The organism is Mesorhizobium sp. DxT (assembly GCF_058448885.1).
Genome location: NZ_JBZFLJ010000017.1, coordinates 1 through 18,245 on the forward strand (window position 1 = coordinate 1; position 18,245 = coordinate 18,245).

Sequence of the window (18,245 nt, forward strand, 5' to 3'; positions counted from 1 at the left end):
GAATCCGCCACCGCATTCCTCTACGCCGCGGCCGTCATGATCCTCGTCAGACGCATCGCACGCCACTCATGAGCAGTTTCGGCACGGACTCTAAGCGGGACGTGACATAGCCCTGGGACCAGGTCTGATGAGCGCAGACTTCTAAGTCGAAATCTCTTCCTCGCGCCAACCCGGCGCTTCAGCGTGGGTCTCTGGAAACATCCCGCGTTCTGACCCGGCCCCACCCTCCGCCAGCAAGCCGGCATCCTGAAGTGCTTCGAGCTCCGGCAGGTCACGCAGCGTCTCCAGCCCAAAATGCTCCAGAAAGCGCTTGGTCGTCACATAGGTGAAGGGCGCGCCGGGTGTTGGACTGCGCGGCCCGGCTGCAATCATGTTCTTGTCGCGTAACGCCCCAATGGTGTCGCGCGTAGCCTCGCGTCCGATGATGTCGGACACACCTGCCCGTGTGATCGGTTGATGATAGGCGATCGACACGAGCACCATGAGCTCGGTCTGGGTAAAGTCGATATGTCGCTCGGGCAAGGCCATCGAGGCGTTGATCGCGTCGGCATAGGCCGGCCGCGTACGCAGCTGCCACCCGCCGGCGACGCTGACGAGATCATAGGGCTTGCCCTTGAGCTCGGCGCGGATGTCGTCGATGAGCAGCTCGATACTGGCCTGGCGACCAACGATGCGCGCCAGGGCCAAGCGCTCGACAGGTTGCGGCGCGGCGAACAGCACCGCCTCGATGCGATTCATCCATTCCCGCCAACGGATCTCGGGCGGTAGCTCGGCGAGCTCGGGATCGAAAGCCAGGCTTGGGGATTGTTTCGCGGACCTGGCCATCGTCACAATCCGTAGAGCCGAAAGGTCGGCCGGCCGCTGAGCTCGCGCACCGCGCCCAGCTCGTGCAGCCGTTCGAACAGCCGCCTTGCCCCACGTGCCGACAGTTTCGCGCTCGACCACGAGGCGGGCAGCGCATCGTCATCGAGCAGCAGTTTGACAACCTCGGCCGAGCCCTTGGCCCGTAGCTTCGGAGCGACCTCGAGAAGGCGCGATGTCCGCCTCGCGAGATCGGCGGCGATGTCGCAAGCCTCGGCCGCCGCTTGTGAATAGGCGAGCAGCACTGCCCTGCCCCAGCCTTCTCCTCCTGGCCGGATGCGACGGCGCGGCTCGCCGGTCTTGAACTGCGACGACGCCACCTGCCCGGCCAGCAGTGGTACCGGCATAGGCCAGCGCAGTTTCCGCGCGAGCGCCGCATCAGCGAGCCAGAACGCCAGGAGCTCCGCATCGGGCCGCGCCCGATAGAGTTCGGCCGCAAGCTCAACCGCCACGACAGGCGCCGGTCGGGACGACGATGCCAAATCCTCGGCATTGGCGACGACCTCAGCTAGCGCATCGTCCCATTTGAGATCGAGCAGGTCGGCGATGGATCGCACGACGTGTTCGTCCAATGTCGTCGATCGGCTCGCAAGGCGCCGCCAAGCCAACAACACCTTTCCGGCGGGTCCTGGATCGTCGCCATCGGCGCGAAACAGCTGCGCGTCGCGGAGCGCCGATTCCTCTTCCGTCCGCCCGTGCAAACGCGTCGCCGCCGCTGCGGACTTCAGGGCCAGCCGCTGCCGCCACACCCCGGCCCAGATCGGCGCGCTGCGTACAAGGTTATCCAGTGAATTCAACGCTGCGCCGGCCAGATAGCCCGCGTCAACGTCGTGATGAATGTCGCGATGCGGCCTCGCCCACGCCGGCACCTTTGGCACGGCAGGCGGGTTGTCAAATAGCAAATCAGCGGCTGGCTTCATCCCAAACCGGTATCACGCTGCGGCGCTTTGCACCAGCATTAGCGACAAAAAGCGCCGTACATGTCGACAAAGAAATACGATTGATAATCTTGCATTATCGTTCATTCTGTGCGAACCCCACAAAATGGCCTCTCTAGTCGATAAAAACCTCAAAAAGCGTGCTGACGGACGCTCCGCTCGACCACAGGGAGCCTCCTCTAATGACGGCGGGGCCGAAGCGAGCGGCTCCGCAAACGACTTACCGGATATCGAACTGGACGTGCTTTTCAGGGAGGACTTGGAGTCCGAGCCAGGCGAGGAGGACAAAGCCCCCGCACCTTCCCTTCCCGCCGTCGCGCCGTCGCGCCGACCATCGCAACTCGATGCGCTCGCGAACCGGGCACGCGACTATGTCGAAGCGGCCAGTTCCACAAACACGCGCCGCGCTTACGCGTCTGACTGGAAGCACTTTGCAAGCTGGTGCCGACGCCAGGGTATCGAGATATTTCCGCCCGATCCGCAGCTGGTCGGCCTCTACATAACCGCCTGCGCATCGGGAACGGTAACCGACGGCCAGCAACCCAACTCGGTTGCGACGATTGAACGGCGGATTTCAGCGCTGACGTGGAATTACAGACAGCGCGGCCAGCCGCTCGACAGGACGGACCGCCATATCGCCACCGTTATGGCCGGCATCCGTAACAAGCACGCCTCACCGCCGCGGCAGAAGGAGGCGGTGTTGCCGGAGGACCTCGTCGCCATGCTGGAAACGCTCGATCGCGGCACCCTGCGCGGGCTTCGAGATCGTGCCATGCTGTTGCTGGGATTCGCCGGAGGTCTGCGCCGTTCGGAAATTGTAGGCCTCGATCGTGGTCGCGACCAGACTGAAGATTCTTCCGGTTGGATAGAAATCCTCGACAAGGGCATGCTTTTGCGGCTGCGTGGCAAGACAGGGTGGCGCGAGGTCGAAATCGGACGCGGTTCATCCGACGCAACCTGCCCTTTAGTGGCGCTCGAGACCTGGCTCCATCTTGCACGCATCGCCCACGGCCCTCTGTTCCGGCGCGTCACCGACCGCGGCAAGGCGGTTGGCGCCAATCGGTTGAACGCCCAGGAGGTTGCCCGCCTTGTCAAGCGCACTGCGCTGGCGGCCGGTGTACGCAGCGACCTGCCGGAAGGCGACCGAGGGATGATATTTGCCGGCCACTCGCTGCGTTCCGGTCTGGCCTCCTCGGCCGAAGTCGACGAACGCTACGTGCAAAAGCATCTCGGCCATGCGAGCGCCGAGATGACCCGCAAGTATCAACGGCGGCGCGACCGCTTCCGTATCAATCTCACCAAAGCAAGTGGCCTGTAGAGGAACGGAAAGGCCCCTCCCCTGCCCCGTCAATAATCCCATGGAGAGATGAGTTCGAAGCAGGTCGTCTCGAAACCGGCAAGGTTGCGCGTTTCCAATTGGCTGCCGTTTACGCGTGCGATTGCAGCAATCATGCCGTCCGGCGCGGTGATCCGGCTGGATTTTCTGAGATTCGTAGGCAATTTTCGCGATCGTCACTGTCGGCAACGCAAGCTCGGCGTCGTGCCTTACCAGCCACGCAACCACCGCTTCGATAGGGGACTTCTTCAGCGTCTCCGCCACGACATTGTAGAGAAATATCAAAGCTGACCGCCCTGATGCGGTCTCTGGCTCTCGCGGACGGCCGCCTCCAGATCGATATCCGTGCCGGATCGTGCCGCAAGGCGGGCAAGAAATTCTGCTGCGGCTTCGCGACCGGTTTCGCGGACTTTATAAGCCTCATGAGCGCGCTCGACGATATCGGCGATAGATCGATTTTCCCGTAGAGCCAGACGGAGGGCCAAATCCCTAGCCTTGGAGCTCCGGACGCAGAGTTGTGGTTCGGCCATTTGTCACCTCCCTCCGGGAAACAAACCGCGGGAGCTTGAGAGTCCCCTCTCCTCGCGCTTCAGGAAGTCTCACCGCTATGACAGACGCGGATCGGAGATCCCTTAGTTGATGAGGTGGTCCTCTCCGCGCCCCCAAAATCCGAGGTTCAATTTATCGGCCTCGGCACCTCGAGAGAGCCAGCCTCGACAGCGCTATTACGATCTTTGTTCCGCCTCACCTCGGCCGCTTCAATGATCGCAATAGCGCATCTGATACCTCCAAACGCTCGCCCTGACTTTCCCCTTCATTTCGTGGATCAGATGCCTTGTGTGCAGGTGATCTGCTGGCATCAAGTTTGGCGCGCAAAAGCGCCATGACCATTGGCCAGGTGGAGAACTTCCCTTCTCTTGCCTTGTCGGTCAGATTGCGCAAATAGCCGCCGGCGCTGTTGATCTGGTCCGATCGCTGGAGGATTGCGGAGAGCGTGATCGCAGCCTGGACCTCGCCCATCGCTTCACAGGCTTCGTGCCAAGCGCTGGGACTGACCCCCAAGAGCGGTCTCGCGACTTCTGCGGCGGCCAGAAAATCCCGCCAGTGGCGAATTTCGCCCCCTATCGCCAACGCTTTCACGTCCGGGCAGGCGTCAAGCACGATACCCAATGGCAGTTCCCGTGCGGGCAAGCTGTGCAGGTTGCGATTATTCGCCCCGCTGGCGCTCGCTTCTTTTTCTTCTCGAGAGCGTTTTTCAGATTCAGTATGTGGTTCGGTATTTGAATTCTGTATATGGCGCTCAGAGTGAGACTCATTGGCGCTCATTTTCTGCGTTCTGACGAACGATTCCAGCGTGTGTCGGATCTCTGCATGCAACTCCTGCAGCTCGTTGCAGATATCCTCGATGTGTTGACGCGGCGCGCTGCGCGGTAGCCGTGACACTGTCGTTTGATAGATCTGGAGTACCCTGCCCCAATTCCCAGGCACATTCTCTTCAATGCCGGCGTCGATCATCTTCACGATGTCACGACGCAGCAGTGTCAGGCGTTCCCTTGCGACGCGCAAGGCGCGCTTTTCAGCCTGCACAGCATCAGAAAGGTCCTTGAATTCCTGTGCTCGCGCGATGATGGGGGACAAATCAAATCCATAAGCCTGCTCGATTTCTCCGCCCGCCCCGCGCCGTGCAAAGCGTTTCCCGTTGGGGCTGTCCCGCCGGATCACCAGTCCGCAGTCGACGAGTATGGCGATGTGCCGCCGCAACGTCGCCGGGGAAATGCCATTGGCACGCGCCATAAGCTGCTCATTCGACGGCCAAACGATCATTACGCCGTCCGCACGGAGCTCTGCATCCCTATGAAAAGACAGAAGTGCGTTGAGGACCGCCAGAGCCCGGTCCGTGGCGCCCAGCATTTCCCGTGCCTCACGGATATGCTGGAACACTTCCCATTTGTTAACCATAGCCTCGGTCGGCATGGCTTTCGCTGAAACCTGGCTAGATATCTGGCCAAGCGTCATTGATCGCCGCCCAAAGGGCGTCGTTGCAACATGTGTCTGCATTTCCCTCACCTACGATCAGGCAAAAGAAATCCGGCCGCCCTGAGCGGTTCAGCCCAAATCGGGCTTGACTGCGATTCTGGGAAGTGCGATTCTCTAGTTGCTACACATGAGAAAGGGCTTCCGAGGTTCGCTTTGGGGGCCTTTTTCTTTTGCGTTCAGATATTGCCGCGCAAATGGCCCGGCTTTTCAGCTGTCTGTATCATCCTCCTCCTTTGCCCGTGAGAACTCGTCGTAAAGTCGGTCGAGCCGCGCTGCTACGAAGCTCGCGAATTCGGGGACGCGCCTTTCGTCGAACGTGATTGCGGTCTGCGTTCCCTGCCTGATAATTTTCGCAGCCTGGCGCCCGTGAGGTGTAGACCAGGGCTGGGATTTCGCCACGCGTCGCGTACCGGGCGATATCGCCTTCAGGACAAGCAAAAAACGCCCGTCACTGTCCGCCTCTCGGAACCCGACGGACTCGACAACGTCGTCAACACGACGCGACTGCCCCGGCTTCTCAAGTTCCTCGGCGAGTTTGACCCATCGCGCACGGCCGGCCTTCGTTGCCGGCCCTATCTTTCGGGCCAAGGCTTCTGGCACACGTCTGGCGACGGCGATGTAGCGACTTAGATCGGCCTTATCGCTTGAGAGCGCCGCCATAATGACGGCTCGATCGTAGCCGGCGTCCTCGAGATGTTTTGCAAAAAGAGCCTTCTCGATGAATGAAAGATCGGCCCTATCCAGGTTTTCGCGTCCCTGGGCGACGACCAATTCCTCATCGGAAAGCTTGCGAACGATCGCTTTGATGTTGCGATCCAACTCCGCGATCGCGCGAAGGCGTCGACGGCCATAGGCGATCTGATAACGCCCTTCCGACGTTGGATGCGGCCTCACCAGAATCGGCACCTGCTGGCCATGTGTTTTTATGCTCGCCTTCAGCTGGTCGAATCCAGGATCACCATCTGCGGGCAATCTGTCGGCGATCGGCGACGGATCAATCAGGTTTGGTGAGAGTTCGACGACGTGATCACCGGCACTCAGTTGCTCTTGGAGCTTCGCTGCGGCACGGGCACCTTGGGTCAGTTCCTGCAGCGACGTACCCATGGCGCCAATCGCACCGGTGCGAACGCGCTCAGGATCCTTCGCTGGCGAGCCATGCGGGGCAGGGGCGTCCGCCTTCTTGAGGAACAGGCTGTTGATGGCGTCTTTTCGGCTCATCTGCCCACCTCGGCTCCGCTCGTGTTGGGAGCTCCCAACAGCGGTGCGTGTTGGGAGCTCCCAACAGTCGATCCATGAAGCATAGGCTGCTTGTCGAGACGGTCATCTGGCCAGGCGGCGGGGTTACGATCAACCCCCCATTCGTGATCATCACAGTGGCGCGCAGGTGATGTCGCTAAGTGCGTGAAGGCGACCCCGGTTCGTTCTGCTACGACCGAGTTGGGAGCTCCCAACTGACAGTTTGAAGCCTTCATCGGGTTCGCCCCCATGCTGCCTTCATCAACCCTTCGACTTCCGAGTTGACCGCATCGAGCGATTCCATCGCCCGATCATAAGTGGCACGGGTAAGGTTCTCCCGGCCAATCTCGTACAGCGTCTGTTTGGTGAGGCCTGCATCGGAGACCGCCGCAGACTTCACCATGGGATTGGTCATCACATGGTCGTCAAACAGGTTCCGCAAAAGAGCCGCGACCTTGGTCTGCGGAGCATCCTGAGGCTCGAAGCGCGTCAGCAGATAGCGGATGAAATCGTACTCCAGTCGTCCGCCAGCTTCCCGGACCACGCTCAGGAGATCGCGCGTCATCAGCAGGAACTGGCTCATCGAGGAGACGTCCAGCATCTGCGGATGTACGGTCACGATCATCGACGTTGCCGCGCACAGGCCAGACAGCGTCAAGAAGCCTAGCTGCGGCGGGCAGTCGATGACGACCACATCGTAATTGTCAGAAACTGTGTCGATCGCGGTCGCGACACGCGCAAAGAATATTCCATCCCTAGTTTTCGACCCGTCGGTCAGGGCTTTAGGTGTGGTGTGCTCGAACTCCATCAGTTCCAGATTTCCAGGAACCAGGTCCAAGCCATCGAAATAGGTGGGACGGATTACTTCGTTGAGCGGGCGGCGCAGCTCGTCGTAGCGAATTGCGGCGTATAGCGTTTCGTTCGCACGCACATCCGTTTCAGGCAACACACCAAGAAGCGCCGACAGACTCGCTTGCGGATCGAGATCGACAGCCAGGACTCTATAACCTTGGAGAGCGAGGAACTGCGCCAAGTGGGCGGAGGTGGTGGTTTTCCCGCTCCCGCCCTTGAAGTTGGTGATCGCTAAAACCTGGAGATGCTCACCGGGGCGTCGGTGGGGAATGAAATCTCCTGCGTCACGTCCTCGCGTGCCGCTGGCCAGAATCTGCCTGATCTCGTTGATCTGGCCGAGAGTGTAGAGCCGCCTGCCGTTCGTAGTGGTCTTCGGCTGAGGCCCTTCGCCAGCGAGCGTCATCTTGCGTAGCGTAGAGTCCGAAATTCCCATGAGCTTCGCCGCCTCACCCGAGGTGAAAAGGCGCAGGGTCTTGTGAGACGTCGGCGGAAACAACATCTCGCTCATCGCTTGCAATTGCGAGCTCAACAGCTCAGCATGCGCGCCGATGGCCTCATCTGCTGCCAATGTCGTGCCAGCGTTCACACTGACGGCTTCAGTCACGGACATAGTATCTCATCACGGTGGAAGCGCATTTCGCGCAAATTCTCCGTGACGATACCTAAGGTGCGTTACCTTGCAAGGACTTAATGGTTAACGACTCGTTGCCGCAAACTGCTCTGCCGAGCGCCATTCGCGGTTTTTTGGCCATTTATCCCGTTTTTTCCGCTACTTATGATGAACATGAAAATGCGTATGCCTGTGAGGGTCCCCAGCGGATTCAAGGGGGTAACCGCAACCGCAGATGCCTTAGGGCGCGTAGAACGGAGCGGTTTCGCTGAGAATCGCAGCGACTCACACACCTCTCAGATTCGATGAGGTGATCCGGGACCGCGGCCGAGGCCACATTGTTTGCATCGTTTGCGGGAAGCCAAGCATGCTCGGTTCCGCACTTGACCGATCACAGACAACAAGCCTGCCTCTCACCAGTTCGCGGCGGCGACTGCACACGAAACTGGAAGATGCGTTTGACCGGGACATCTGCGGCGCTTTCTCCGATCCTGACGTGGTCGAGATCATGTCCAATCCCGACGGTCGCCTTTTTATCGAAAGGCTCGGTCAACGATCTGAGAAACTGGGGCGCTGACTACCGGTGCAGCGGAGATCGTAATTGGATGTGACGCACATGTGCTCGATGCCCATGCCGACGATAGCCGCCCCATTGTTTCAGGCGAACTCACGATAGGAGACGACGGATTCGAGGAACTTCTACCCTCTATTTCGCGGCACCTCCCCTGATCAGCGGATAGAGGAGGGGAGGGGGCATGTCTGAGCCCGCTGCCCGGTCGCCGATCCATCGCCGCGCTATCGCGACCCAATCTTCTGCTGAGCGCCGACCGAAGCCAGCGGAGGCGGAATAGGCACGTCCTTTCCAACGTCGATCGGCGGCGATCATTGCCGGCGCGTTGGCCCGGACGGGGTGGCGATCAACTCACCTGCCATCGGATTCGGTAGCACTATGTCATACTGGCTTGCGCCCCCCGGTGCAGCGGCCCCAGGGACTGGTGACGTTCACAGGACCGACAGACGCGAGCCTCAAGCAACTGCGCCGACAGAGGCCGCGTTTTGGAAACGACCAGATTCGATCGGCAAAGAAAGACGTGCCAGCGCAGTTAACAGACCCGGGGGGACGTCCAGTCATCCAACAGAATTCGGGCGTCGCGTGCGGCAGATATGAATGCGTTTCGCGCATAGCTGGGAGGCTTGCGACCTTTTATGACTTCGAGACAGGCCCGCATGGCTCTCTCCCGCTTCTTTTGGCCCCGGTCCGGCCAATCCCTGAGGAGTATTTCCGCGGCGTGCTTGGTGGAGAGCACGACCTTGTCTCGATCGATCCGACCGGGCTGCACGCGGACCGGCTTGTGGAAACGCAATTTACTCATTCCTAATGTTAGGGCAGCCCATGGCCAATTTGCAAGTGGCGGGCCGGTACCCTTTTGGGGGCGGCAACGGCGCGACCTGTCTATCGAGCAGTGCAATCCTTCTGCCAAATGGCAATCGAAGGGCTTAAGCTGCTTTCCGCTTCGCTAACAGATCCCAAGCATCAGATGGCTCGCCTCAACCAGTCGGCTATTCGCTAGGGTCGGCAGGTAGGGCAGGACCTCACGTCACTCCAACCCAGCGTAGCCGCTTTGGCAAAGGCAGCCTCGCGCTCCAAAGGGCCGTGCCATTGGCCATTTCTGGATGGATCGAGTTGCTGAAACCCTTCTTTGGGCGCACAGAAGCCACAGTCAGCGATGTGGATCCGAACACGGCCTTGTGCCCGGTTCTCGTAGATGAAGTAATGCATGGCCCACGCCCCCAAACAATGTTCGCGACGTAAAGGCGGAACGATCGAAACGTCAAGCGAAAGAGGCTTGGTTGGCGTAGGCTAGAATTGTGGCTCTTCGAATCCGGAGGACTGGGGAAAGGAGCGCATGATCTAGATCAGCGATTTTCGACGATCCGCTAGGCTTTAGATGGTGCGGAACCGCCTGATCGGTCTGCCCGGCGTGAGCGTCTCGGCTGCTGCAACGATCCCGAGCGCGTCGATCCCGTAGTGGCGATAAAGCTCGGCTATCGATCCGGTCTGACCGAAATGCTCGATACCCAAGGGCCTCACGCGATGACCGTGCACCGAACCGAGCCAGCCGAGCGTTGCGGGGTGACCGTCTATGACCGTAACGATGCTGCAGTGAGCAGGAATATCGCTGAGTAGTCTATCGACATGGCTTGTCACGTCGGCGAGGCCCGCTTCGCGCGCACGCTGTGCCGCTGTCCATCCGGCGTTGAGGCGATCTGCCGAAGTTATCGCAAGGAGACCTACATCGCGTCGGTCCTCACCTAACATCCCGGTTGCTTCTATTGCCTCAGTCGCGACCACGCCGGTGTAGGCGATGATGACTTGAGCATTGGGACCTGGCTTTCGCATCCAATAGCCGCCGTTGATGATGTTTGCTTGCAGTTCTGGGGTCATTTCCCGTTTGGGTTGGTCGAGCGTGCGGGTTGACAGGCGCAGATAGACGGAGCCGCCGATCGCGTCACGCAGCCATGTCATTTGATCTCGCTCGCCCTCGCCAGACCGCTGCATGTACTCGAAGCCCCAGCGCATGATGGTCGCAAGTTCATCGACGAATGCTGGTTCGAAACTCGCCAATCCGTCTTGAGACATACCGATGAGAGGCGTTGCGATCGACTGATGCGCTCCTCCTTCGGGAGCAAGAGTCACGCCTGACGGCGTGGCGGCGATCATAAACCTTGCGTCCTGATAGCAGGCATAATTCAGAGCATCGAGGCCGCGTTCAATGAACGGGTCATAGAGCGTCCCAACTGGTAGTATTCGCTCGCCGAAAATCGAATGTGAGAGCCCGAGTGCCGACAGCAGAACAAACAGGTTCATCTCCGCTATGCCCAGTTCCATGTGCTGGCCGCGCGGGGAGGATGTCCAGTTGTAGGTTGAGGGTATGCGCTCGGATTTGAAAAGATCGGGAGTGGTCTGCCTGGAGAAAAGACCACGGCGATTGACCCAGGCGCCCAGATTCGTTGAAACCGTTACATCTGGCGACGTCGTGACTATGCGATCTGCCAATGGCTCACCGGCCTTGGCAATCTCATGCATGATCAGACCGAAACCCTGTTGGGTTGACATGGTGGGCTGGTAGCCAAGGGCAAGCCGTTCGGGCACGGGAACATCGGGGGCGACAAATCTGCGGCGGCCGCGTTGGGTAAATGGCACCCGGGCAAGATAGGCGCGCGCCTGAGCCTCGCCGACAGACAGGCCCTCGAACGGATCCCACTCGTGGCCTTCCCGAACGTTCATGGACTCCCTGAAAGTCTCCAACTGGCCGGGCGTCATCAATCCGGCATGGTTGTCTTTATGTCCGGCAAGCGGCAATCCGTGGCCCTTGATCGTATAGGCAAGAAAACAGACGGGACGGTCATGTGAGCGGGCTTTCTCAAAGGCTGCGAGCAGTGCTTCGATATCGTGGCCGCCGAGATTGGACATCAACTGCGCCAGTTCGCTGTCACTGCGCCCCTCAATCAGTTGCGAGACCGGCCCCTGGTCGCCAAGATCGTCCAGCAGGCGCTTTCGCCACGCTGCCCCTCCCTGGAAAGTCAGGGCGGAGTAGAGCTGGTTGGGACAGGCATCGATCCATTCGCGCAGCTTTTCGCCGCCCGGCTCCGCAAAGGCAGCCTGTTGCCGTTTTCCATATTTGAGTATGACAACGTCCCAGCCAAAGTTATGGAAAATCGCTTCGAAGCGGGCCCAAAGGTCCTCTCGCACGACAGCGTCGAGGCTTTGGCGATTGTAGTCGATCACCCACCACGTGTTGCGCAATCCGTGCTTCCAGCCTTCCAGCAGTGCTTCGAAAATGTTGCCCTCGTCCATTTCAGCGTCACCGACGAGGGCCACCATCTTGCCCTCCGGTTGCCTATCCGCCCATCCTTTGGCGCACACGTAATCCTGCACCAGAGAAGCGAAGATCGTCTGGGCCACTCCCAGTCCAACCGAGCCTGTCGAGAAGTCGACGTCGTCGACATCCTTGGTGCGAGACGGATAGGATTGCGCACCCTTATAGCCGCGAAAGTTCTCCAGCTTGTCGCGAGTCTGGTTGCCAAGCAGGTACTGGATCGCGTGAAAGAGGGGGCTTGCATGAGGCTTAACCGCGACGCGATCCTGCGGCTGGAGCGCATGGAAGTATAAGGCGGTCATGATTGTCGCTAGCGATGCCGAGGACGCCTGATGGCCGCCGACCTTGAGACCATCAGCGTTTTCGCGCAGATGATTGGCGTGATGGATTGTCCATGTGGCTAGCCACAATGCCTTGCGTTCAAGTTCACCAAGCATCTTTAAGTCGGCCATGTCATTCTCCCGCTACAGACGCCGACGGTACATTGATGGCCGGAGCAGGTGCTGCCATAGTTGCGTTCCTCAATCGCCGCGATTAGCAGGAAGCGAGCGTTTCCGCCGGCAGGATGGTGAATTGTGCCAAATCAGAAAATTGACGATATCGATCGGAAAATTCTCCGGGCACTGCAGCTTGATGCGAAAGTCTCATTGAGCGAGCTTGCTGACGAGGTTGGGTTATCCGCGTCACCGTGTGCCCGGCGCATCCGTTTGCTGGAGCGAGGCGGAACCATCAAGGGCTACACAGCGATTGTCGACCAGGAACAGGTCGGCCTGCCGATTAATGCCTTTGCCTCGATCAAGCTCGAACGCCAGCGTGAGGAAGATCTCGATCGTTTCGAAGACGCGGTCTCGCGTTGGCCGGAGGTGTTGGATTGCTATTTGATGACGGGCCAGCGCGACTATCTCATGCGCATTGTTGCAGCGGATCTGGCTGCCTATGAACGCTTCATCAAGGACAAGCTGACACGCCTCGATAACATCGCCTCGATCGAGACGAGTTTCGCTCTTGGTCAGGTCAAACGTTCCGAAGTACTCCCCATCCAGTAAACATGTGTGGAAGGCATCCAATTCAGCCCGTCACCGCCGGAATGCAAGTTCGCCTCGATGTCGACATCGCGGCGCTGCCGGTGTGCTCGGGTTTCCGATGACAATTGATCAAACACTTCTCTCACCTCCGGCCACTCGGTAGAGTAGGGCGATAGGCGTGAATGGGATTTTCCGAGCGGGAAAGCTGATTGTGAGGCCACTTCTGCCGCAACTTGGCAGACAATCCATCAGCAGATGAGCAAAGCAAACGCGAACGGTCGATGCGGTTTTTGATTGACGGGAGTGAGGACGCGCTGGTCACCATCATGCTCGCGCACGGCGCGGGCGCACCGATGGACTCGACCGCGATGGATGCCATCACTCGTGCCTTGTCCGGTGCTGGCTTTCGAATCGTGCGTTTTGAGTTCGATTATATGGCAGCCCGACGCAGCGGTGGCCGCAAGCCTCCACCGAAAGCGGAACTCTTGAAAGCGAACTATCGTCTGGCCGTCGCGGAGTTGAATTGTCGCAACCCGCTCGTAATTGGCGGCAAGTCGATGGGAGGTCGCGTAGCATCGATGGTCGCTGATGAACTATTCGACAAAGGGGAGGTGGCCGGTCTCCTGTGCCTTGGCTATCCTTTTCATCCCCCCTCTAAACCGCATGAGCTTCGTACCGGGCATCTTGAGGAACTGAGAGCGCCTGCGCTCATCTGCCAGGGTACCCGCGATCAGTTTGGCACCCGCGGGGAGGTGCAGGGCTACAGGCTGGCGGATCAGATCGAGATCCTTTGGCTCGAAGATGGCGACCATGACCTCAAGCCACGCAAGAAGCTCTCCGGCTTTTCGCCAGCAGATCATCTCGAAACTCTTGCGCGGACAGTTCAGGACTGGATCCAGCGGCGTATCGGCCCGTGAAGATCGCAACATTCAACATCAATGGCATCAACCGTCGCCTTTCCAATTTGCTGGCATGGTTGGAAGCCACCCGGCCCGACATCGTGTGTCTGCAGGAACTAAAGGCTGAGCATGATGCCTTTCCCGAGGCTCAGATCGCAGCCCGGGGGTACGACTCCGTGTGGGTGGGGCAGCGTAGCTGGAACGGTGTTGCTATCCTCTCCCGCATTGGTCAGCCTATACTTACGCTTAAAGGGCTTCCAGGCGACCCGTCCGACCAACAGGCACGTTACATTGAGGCGGCAGTCGCGGGGGTGCTGGTCGCGTCAATCTACGCGCCCAACGGAAATTCGCAACCGGGCGCCAAGTTCGATTACAAGCTCGCCTGGATGGCACGACAGCACAGGCGAGCCACAGCTCTGCGCAAGACGGGCGCGCCAATCGTGCTCGCCGGGGACTTCAACGTTGCCCCGACCGACCTCGATATCTATCCGACCAGATCGTGGGATAACGATGCGCTCGTGCACCCGCAAAGTCGCGCAGCATTCAACCGCCTCATTGGACGGACATGGACCGACGCGGTGCGGCAGTTTCATCCGCGCGAGCGGATCTACACGTTCTGGCACTACAAGCGTATGCGATGGCAACGTGATGCTGGCCTGCGTCTCGACCATCTGTTGGTCAGCCCCAATCTTCGCGGGAGGCTGGTAGGAGCGGGCGTCGACCGTGAGGTCAGAGGATTTGAGGCCGCCAGTGATCATGCACCGGCCTGGCTCACCCTGGCGGACTAGCTAGAAGCCCTGACGGAGCGGTTCACGCGAGTACATGTGCGAAGCTGGAGGCGGGATGGAATGGTCGCGCTGCCCCGGCCCGGCATCCAGAGCAGCGCATCGCCAGTGATGGCGATGGATGTCAGGCGCGAAGCCGCTGGTCGCGTGCAAGGAGAGGCGCTTTTGCAGGCGGCTCATCAAGCAATACGCCTCGCCGACGCGCGTAGGCGACGAAGACGTCATGGGCTTCCTGTGGGGAGCAACGTTCAGTCAGCGCATCGCGACAGGCATCGCAGGTGGCGTGATAAACCTCGTCGCGGAGGAGCTTGGGCACTTCCTCCAGATATGCGAACGCGTCACGGACACCAGTGATGGAGCGGGGAAAACCGAGCCCTACCAGAATTGCGACGGGATTCTGAAAAGTGTCGTTGCGCATATTGAAGCCCTTCTTGTTGTGACGTCTTTTTTGCGGGTGCCGCGAGCGCGGCAGCGCTTCTAAACCTTGAAAACAGCAAATAGTTCCAGCTGCTTTCCTAATGTCACTCACGAAGTATCCCTGCTTCATCCGCAGCGGCGGCGAAGGCCATGCGCGCCGCTACGCGAGCGCTGTCACTTGAGGGGTCCTGCAGCGCCTTTGCCAGCGCTTCTTTGGCATTAGCGTAGGCAGGGCCATTCTGTTTCGGCCACGCGCCGAGCAGCTTCTCTGCCGCCTTCTCCAACCGCTCCACGTTGCGAATGCCGCCGTCACTGATCGCCACGCGAACGGGCTCATCCCACCAATCCTTCATCACATGCTCCCCGGTTGCAATTTGCATCAACGCAACCGATCGGGAACGGTTGCCCCCCGCCAAGCGAATGATCAATCAATGGAGTGGGCCGATCGCCAGGGCACCGCATCTGCGCCCGCGATGGTGCATGTCTGTCCCCCCCGCACCAACCGTTACGCTCATCGGCAACATTGCTTCAGAGCTTTGGCGGAACGACTCTATCCGCCATTTCCGCTCCGCGCTTTCCCATGGGGCGGGCGGGGCCCGTTGTCGTGTCTTTCGAGGTTTGGTGTTCGAGTTCCGCGTTGATCTCGGCTCCGATCAGCAAAATGGTGACCGATATCCACGTCCACACCATCAAGCCCATAACCGCGCCCAACGAGCCGTATGTGGCGTTATAGTTCGCAAAGTTCTCAAGATACCAAGAGAACAAGACGGAGGTTGCGACCCACACGATTGTGGCAGCAGCGGAACCCCAGGTAATCCAGCGCCATTTGGCTTCAGCGCGGCTGGGGGCCCACCGATAGATTGCTGATATAGCCAAGGCCACAGCCGACAACAGAACCGGCCAGCGCAACCAACGGACAAGAATTTCGGTCCAGTCTTCCAGTCTGAGAGATGCCAGCAAGACGGGGACGATGCCGACAGTGATGAGGAACAGGGTGCCGACCATCAGGCCTCCCATGGTAAATGCGAAGGCCATGAAATTATATTTCAAGAAGCTGCGTTTCTCGGCTTCTTCATAGACCACGTTCATTGCGTCAAAAATCGCTTTGACGCCGCTGTTCGCGCTCCAGATCGCAATTAACAGTCCCAACGCAAATCCGAAGCTCAAGGCATCCGTATCCTGCCGTGACAATGCGTCTAATTGGCTCTCGATAATCTCTACGCCGCCGGACGGAAGCAGGCCGCCCAAGAAAGAGATGTGGTCCGCGATCGTGGTTGGATCGGCCACGAACCCGTACAAGGAGACAAATGCGGCCAAGGCAGGAAACAGGGCCAATAGAAGGTAATAAGTGACCCCTGCCGCGGTGAGCATGACGCGATCATCGATGACTTCAGCATAAACCCTCTTGATGACCGACCACCATCCACCCGCCGGCATATCGGAAGGCGATGCAGCTGATCGTCCCTGATCGTCACGGTCGAGACTTTGCGCCGCAGCCATTGAAACCCTCCCATATCTTCGCCTCTGCCTAAAGAACCCTCATCGATGCCCGGTGTTCCTTCCGGCGACGGTCGAACCCTTTGCTGCTTGCCTGTGTCCGGCAGGAATTGTGTCGGCAACAGCAATTGAATGAACCCAGAGAGGCCCGAATTCGGTTATTCGGGCAGGGCGTTGGTCTGATGTGTTGGTCGCTGTTTTCGGCGTTTTGACTTTCACGTCTATTATTCAGCTCGAGTGAGGAACGTTGCGCTAGCCCGCGAGTTGATTTGCGGATCAACCAGCCGCAAGGGGCTCCAATGGACAAGCGGGAACAACAGTCCGACCTTTCACCTGCCGAAGTCGAGGATCGGATATGGGAGCTCGCCAATGAGATCGACATCTGCATGTTCGTGACGTGGGATGGCGAGTACAACCGAGCGAGACCACTTTCTGCACGCGTTCATCGTGATGAGAATGCCATCTATTTCCTCGTCAATGATGACAGCCCGAAGAACGAGCAACTGGCCAGCTATCCGAAAGTCACGATGGCCTGGGCGGACACCGGCAGATACAAGTTCGTCACCGTCTCCGGGCACGCGATGGTCTCCAACGATCGCGAAAAGATCGCAAAACTTTGGGAGAAGACGGACGAGGCGTGGTGGGATAATGCCCAGGATCCCGATATCCGTCTCATAACGGTGACGCCGGATGAAGGGGAGCTTTGGGACAGCCCGGGCAGGTTTGTCGCTGCTGCCAAGATGGCGCTGGCTGCGGTGACCGGAACCAAGCCAGATTTCGGGGACAACGCCAAGGTAGACCTTTGACAGTCAGGGCTCTCCGATGTCAGCCAGCCGTGGCCAACTATGATCTCCGTTTTGCCGAGGCCTTCGTCGGCGCCGGCTTCTTTCGGATTCTTACCCCGCCTCCTTCGAGGTGCTCTATCTCAAACGCGTCGGTCTTGCGAACGAGATCGCTAAGTTTGCGAAACCCAAAATTACGCGGATCAAAATCCGACGACAGGTTGGCCAGTTGGGTTCCAACAGCACCAAGTGGTGCCCAGCCGTCTTCCGTCTCCATCTGGTCGAGCACGCGGCGGATGATCGGCGCAGCGGCGTTCGGCGACTGAAGCGGTTTGGTACTGCTACCAGCAGACTCGACGTTGGCGGGTGCGTCGGGCATCAGATTCTCCGTATATGTGAAGCGGCGGCAAGGCTGCCGGAAGCACTCAGGCGTCTTCTGCTCTCCGAACCCGAAGACATCGACGCCCTGTTCACGAATACGAGCCGCGAGCCGCGTGAAGTCACTGTCGGAAGAAACCAGGCAAAAGCCATCGAACCGACCGCTGTGCAGAAGGTCCATCGCATCGATGACAAGCGTGATGTCGGAGGCGTTCTTTCCGGTGGTGTAGGCGAACTGCTGCTGTGGGATGATGGCATGTCGCGCCAACACGTCGGTCCACCCTTTCGATCTTGGGGAGGCGAAGTCCCCGTAGATGCGCCGAACACTCGCTTCACCTATCTTCGCGATCTCGTCGAAAAGGCCATCGACGATCTTTGCTGACGTGTTGTCTGCGTCGATCAGCACAGCGAGGCGGGGAGAGCGTGTTTCGGTAACCATCAACAACAAGTCCTTCGAGGCATGCACATGGTGCAGCCTAGCACGCACATTCTCTCGCCGCGATGTCGGGGGCGGAAGTATGCCGTTGAGGTCGGTCAGGGCTTGACCATCGCGGCGATGAACGGCTCCGGCACGTACTATCGGTTCTTCGCGACCGTCTGGCATCTTTTGCGGAGTATGGCGGCAGGCCCGGTATTCGTTGACCGCGCTAATTGCTTGCCCGGCGCTTCGTTCGCGAAATGCCCAGCCACTTCGCCGACGTTGCCGTCGCT

The 18,245-nt window shown here is 59.4% G+C and carries 18 protein-coding genes and 1 pseudogene; 6 read left to right on the forward strand and 13 right to left on the reverse strand.

The features are described 5' to 3' along the window. Positions 1 to 141 precede the first annotated feature (141 nt). Together scpB and ACVJNE_RS23040 are read right to left on the reverse strand one after the other, a co-directional pair. On the reverse strand, positions 142 to 825 hold the full coding sequence (gene scpB / locus ACVJNE_RS23035; RefSeq protein WP_499569081.1) for an SMC-Scp complex subunit ScpB: 684 nt from the start codon (positions 823 to 825) through the stop codon (positions 142 to 144). Between the two features lie 2 nt (positions 826 to 827). Further along, the gene (locus tag ACVJNE_RS23040) at positions 828 to 1,781 is read right to left on the reverse strand and encodes a DUF1403 family protein (RefSeq protein ID WP_499569082.1); all 954 of its coding nucleotides are present in this window, start codon (positions 1,779 to 1,781) and stop codon (positions 828 to 830) included. A gap of 124 nt (positions 1,782 to 1,905) precedes the next feature. On the opposite strand from ACVJNE_RS23040, the gene ACVJNE_RS23045 reads away from it, so the two are divergent. Further along, positions 1,906 to 3,117: a site-specific integrase gene (locus ACVJNE_RS23045; protein WP_499569083.1), complete on the forward strand. Its 1,212-nt coding sequence runs from the start codon at positions 1,906 to 1,908 to the stop codon at positions 3,115 to 3,117. A gap of 29 nt (positions 3,118 to 3,146) precedes the next feature. Here the strand turns inward: ACVJNE_RS23045 and ACVJNE_RS23050 are convergent. The 5 genes and pseudogenes from ACVJNE_RS23050 to repA form a co-directional block, all read right to left on the reverse strand. Beyond that, positions 3,147 to 3,420: pseudogene (locus tag ACVJNE_RS23050) on the reverse strand (PIN domain-containing protein). Continuing rightward, complete coding sequence (locus ACVJNE_RS23055; RefSeq protein WP_444727670.1) at positions 3,417 to 3,665, reverse strand: plasmid stabilization protein; 249 nt, start codon at positions 3,663 to 3,665, stop codon at positions 3,417 to 3,419. Before ACVJNE_RS23055 ends, ACVJNE_RS23050 begins: the two are co-directional and overlap by 4 nt. Positions 3,666 to 3,879: 214 nt before the next feature. After that, positions 3,880 to 5,193, reverse strand: coding sequence for a plasmid replication protein RepC (gene repC / locus ACVJNE_RS23060; protein ID WP_444727671.1), 1,314 nt, complete (start codon positions 5,191 to 5,193; stop codon positions 3,880 to 3,882). Between the two features lie 186 nt (positions 5,194 to 5,379). Then, the gene (gene repB / locus ACVJNE_RS23065) at positions 5,380 to 6,390 is read right to left on the reverse strand and encodes a plasmid partitioning protein RepB (RefSeq protein ID WP_499569084.1); all 1,011 of its coding nucleotides are present in this window, start codon (positions 6,388 to 6,390) and stop codon (positions 5,380 to 5,382) included. 250 nt (positions 6,391 to 6,640) lie between these two features. Beyond that, on the reverse strand, positions 6,641 to 7,870 hold the full coding sequence (gene repA / locus ACVJNE_RS23070; RefSeq protein WP_499569085.1) for a plasmid partitioning protein RepA: 1,230 nt from the start codon (positions 7,868 to 7,870) through the stop codon (positions 6,641 to 6,643). Positions 7,871 to 8,237: 367 nt separating this feature from the next. Between repA and ACVJNE_RS23075 the strand changes: the two genes are divergently transcribed. Then, a complete protein-coding gene (locus tag ACVJNE_RS23075; RefSeq protein ID WP_499569086.1) occupies positions 8,238 to 8,447 on the forward strand; it encodes a hypothetical protein in 210 nt (69 codons plus the stop codon). A gap of 526 nt (positions 8,448 to 8,973) precedes the next feature. Here the strand turns inward: ACVJNE_RS23075 and ACVJNE_RS23080 are convergent. Beyond that, positions 8,974 to 9,243, reverse strand: a complete 270-nt coding sequence (locus tag ACVJNE_RS23080) for a DUF982 domain-containing protein (RefSeq protein WP_368805016.1) — start codon at positions 9,241 to 9,243, stop codon at positions 8,974 to 8,976. Positions 9,244 to 9,815: 572 nt separating this feature from the next. Then, entirely contained in the window at positions 9,816 to 12,203 is a 2,388-nt protein-coding gene (locus ACVJNE_RS23085) for a thiamine pyrophosphate-binding protein (protein WP_499569087.1), read from the reverse strand. Positions 12,204 to 12,326: 123 nt separating this feature from the next. Between ACVJNE_RS23085 and ACVJNE_RS23090 the strand changes: the two genes are divergently transcribed. From ACVJNE_RS23090 to xth, 3 genes are all read left to right on the forward strand, one after another. After that, entirely contained in the window at positions 12,327 to 12,797 is a 471-nt protein-coding gene (locus ACVJNE_RS23090; RefSeq protein ID WP_499569088.1) for an Lrp/AsnC family transcriptional regulator, read from the forward strand. Between the two features lie 260 nt (positions 12,798 to 13,057). Continuing rightward, on the forward strand, positions 13,058 to 13,693 hold the full coding sequence (locus ACVJNE_RS23095) for an alpha/beta hydrolase family protein (RefSeq protein ID WP_499569089.1): 636 nt from the start codon (positions 13,058 to 13,060) through the stop codon (positions 13,691 to 13,693). Further along, the gene (xth, locus tag ACVJNE_RS23100; RefSeq protein WP_499569090.1) at positions 13,690 to 14,463 is read left to right on the forward strand and encodes an exodeoxyribonuclease III; all 774 of its coding nucleotides are present in this window, start codon (positions 13,690 to 13,692) and stop codon (positions 14,461 to 14,463) included. The genes ACVJNE_RS23095 and xth overlap by 4 nt, the downstream gene beginning before the upstream one ends. A 121-nt stretch (positions 14,464 to 14,584) precedes the next feature. Here the strand turns inward: xth and ACVJNE_RS23105 are convergent, their stop codons facing one another. The 3 genes from ACVJNE_RS23105 to ACVJNE_RS23115 form a co-directional block, all read right to left on the reverse strand. After that, complete coding sequence (locus tag ACVJNE_RS23105; RefSeq protein WP_499569091.1) at positions 14,585 to 14,989, reverse strand: DUF982 domain-containing protein; 405 nt, start codon at positions 14,987 to 14,989, stop codon at positions 14,585 to 14,587. Then, positions 14,982 to 15,230, reverse strand: a complete 249-nt coding sequence (locus ACVJNE_RS23110; protein ID WP_499569092.1) for a DUF982 domain-containing protein — start codon at positions 15,228 to 15,230, stop codon at positions 14,982 to 14,984. Before ACVJNE_RS23110 ends, ACVJNE_RS23105 begins: the two co-directional genes overlap by 8 nt. A 175-nt stretch (positions 15,231 to 15,405) precedes the next feature. Further along, positions 15,406 to 16,377, reverse strand: a complete 972-nt coding sequence (locus ACVJNE_RS23115) for a YihY/virulence factor BrkB family protein (protein WP_499569093.1) — start codon at positions 16,375 to 16,377, stop codon at positions 15,406 to 15,408. Positions 16,378 to 16,673: 296 nt separating this feature from the next. Between ACVJNE_RS23115 and ACVJNE_RS23120 the strand changes: the two genes are divergently transcribed. Beyond that, the gene (locus ACVJNE_RS23120; RefSeq protein ID WP_499569094.1) at positions 16,674 to 17,180 is read left to right on the forward strand and encodes a pyridoxamine 5'-phosphate oxidase family protein; all 507 of its coding nucleotides are present in this window, start codon (positions 16,674 to 16,676) and stop codon (positions 17,178 to 17,180) included. 37 nt (positions 17,181 to 17,217) lie between these two features. Here ACVJNE_RS23120 and ACVJNE_RS23125 read toward each other — a convergent pair whose 3' ends face one another. After that, positions 17,218 to 17,973, reverse strand: a complete 756-nt coding sequence (locus ACVJNE_RS23125) for an NYN domain-containing protein (protein WP_499569095.1) — start codon at positions 17,971 to 17,973, stop codon at positions 17,218 to 17,220. Positions 17,974 to 18,245: the final 272 nt, after the last annotated feature.

Excerpts from the sequence above, each read along its gene's own strand:
- scpB (WP_499569081.1), bottom strand. The coding sequence starts at position 825 with ATGGCCAGGTCCGCGAAACAATCCCCAAGCCTGGCTTTCGATCCCGAG.
- ACVJNE_RS23040 (WP_499569082.1), bottom strand. The coding sequence starts at position 1,781 with ATGAAGCCAGCCGCTGATTTGCTATTTGACAACCCGCCTGCCGTGCCA.
- ACVJNE_RS23045 (WP_499569083.1), top strand. The coding sequence starts at position 1,906 with ATGGCCTCTCTAGTCGATAAAAACCTCAAAAAGCGTGCTGACGGACGC.
- ACVJNE_RS23055 (WP_444727670.1), bottom strand. The coding sequence starts at position 3,665 with ATGGCCGAACCACAACTCTGCGTCCGGAGCTCCAAGGCTAGGGATTTG.
- repC (WP_444727671.1), bottom strand. The coding sequence starts at position 5,193 with ATGCAGACACATGTTGCAACGACGCCCTTTGGGCGGCGATCAATGACG.
- repB (WP_499569084.1), bottom strand. The coding sequence starts at position 6,390 with ATGAGCCGAAAAGACGCCATCAACAGCCTGTTCCTCAAGAAGGCGGAC.
- repA (WP_499569085.1), bottom strand. The coding sequence starts at position 7,870 with ATGTCCGTGACTGAAGCCGTCAGTGTGAACGCTGGCACGACATTGGCA.
- ACVJNE_RS23075 (WP_499569086.1), top strand. The coding sequence starts at position 8,238 with ATGCTCGGTTCCGCACTTGACCGATCACAGACAACAAGCCTGCCTCTC.
- ACVJNE_RS23080 (WP_368805016.1), bottom strand. The coding sequence starts at position 9,243 with ATGAGTAAATTGCGTTTCCACAAGCCGGTCCGCGTGCAGCCCGGTCGG.
- ACVJNE_RS23085 (WP_499569087.1), bottom strand. The coding sequence starts at position 12,203 with ATGGCCGACTTAAAGATGCTTGGTGAACTTGAACGCAAGGCATTGTGG.
- ACVJNE_RS23095 (WP_499569089.1), top strand. The coding sequence starts at position 13,058 with ATGCGGTTTTTGATTGACGGGAGTGAGGACGCGCTGGTCACCATCATG.
- ACVJNE_RS23110 (WP_499569092.1), bottom strand. The coding sequence starts at position 15,230 with ATGAAGGATTGGTGGGATGAGCCCGTTCGCGTGGCGATCAGTGACGGC.
- ACVJNE_RS23115 (WP_499569093.1), bottom strand. The coding sequence starts at position 16,377 with ATGGCTGCGGCGCAAAGTCTCGACCGTGACGATCAGGGACGATCAGCT.
- ACVJNE_RS23120 (WP_499569094.1), top strand. The coding sequence starts at position 16,674 with ATGGACAAGCGGGAACAACAGTCCGACCTTTCACCTGCCGAAGTCGAG.
- ACVJNE_RS23125 (WP_499569095.1), bottom strand. The coding sequence starts at position 17,973 with ATGGTTACCGAAACACGCTCTCCCCGCCTCGCTGTGCTGATCGACGCA.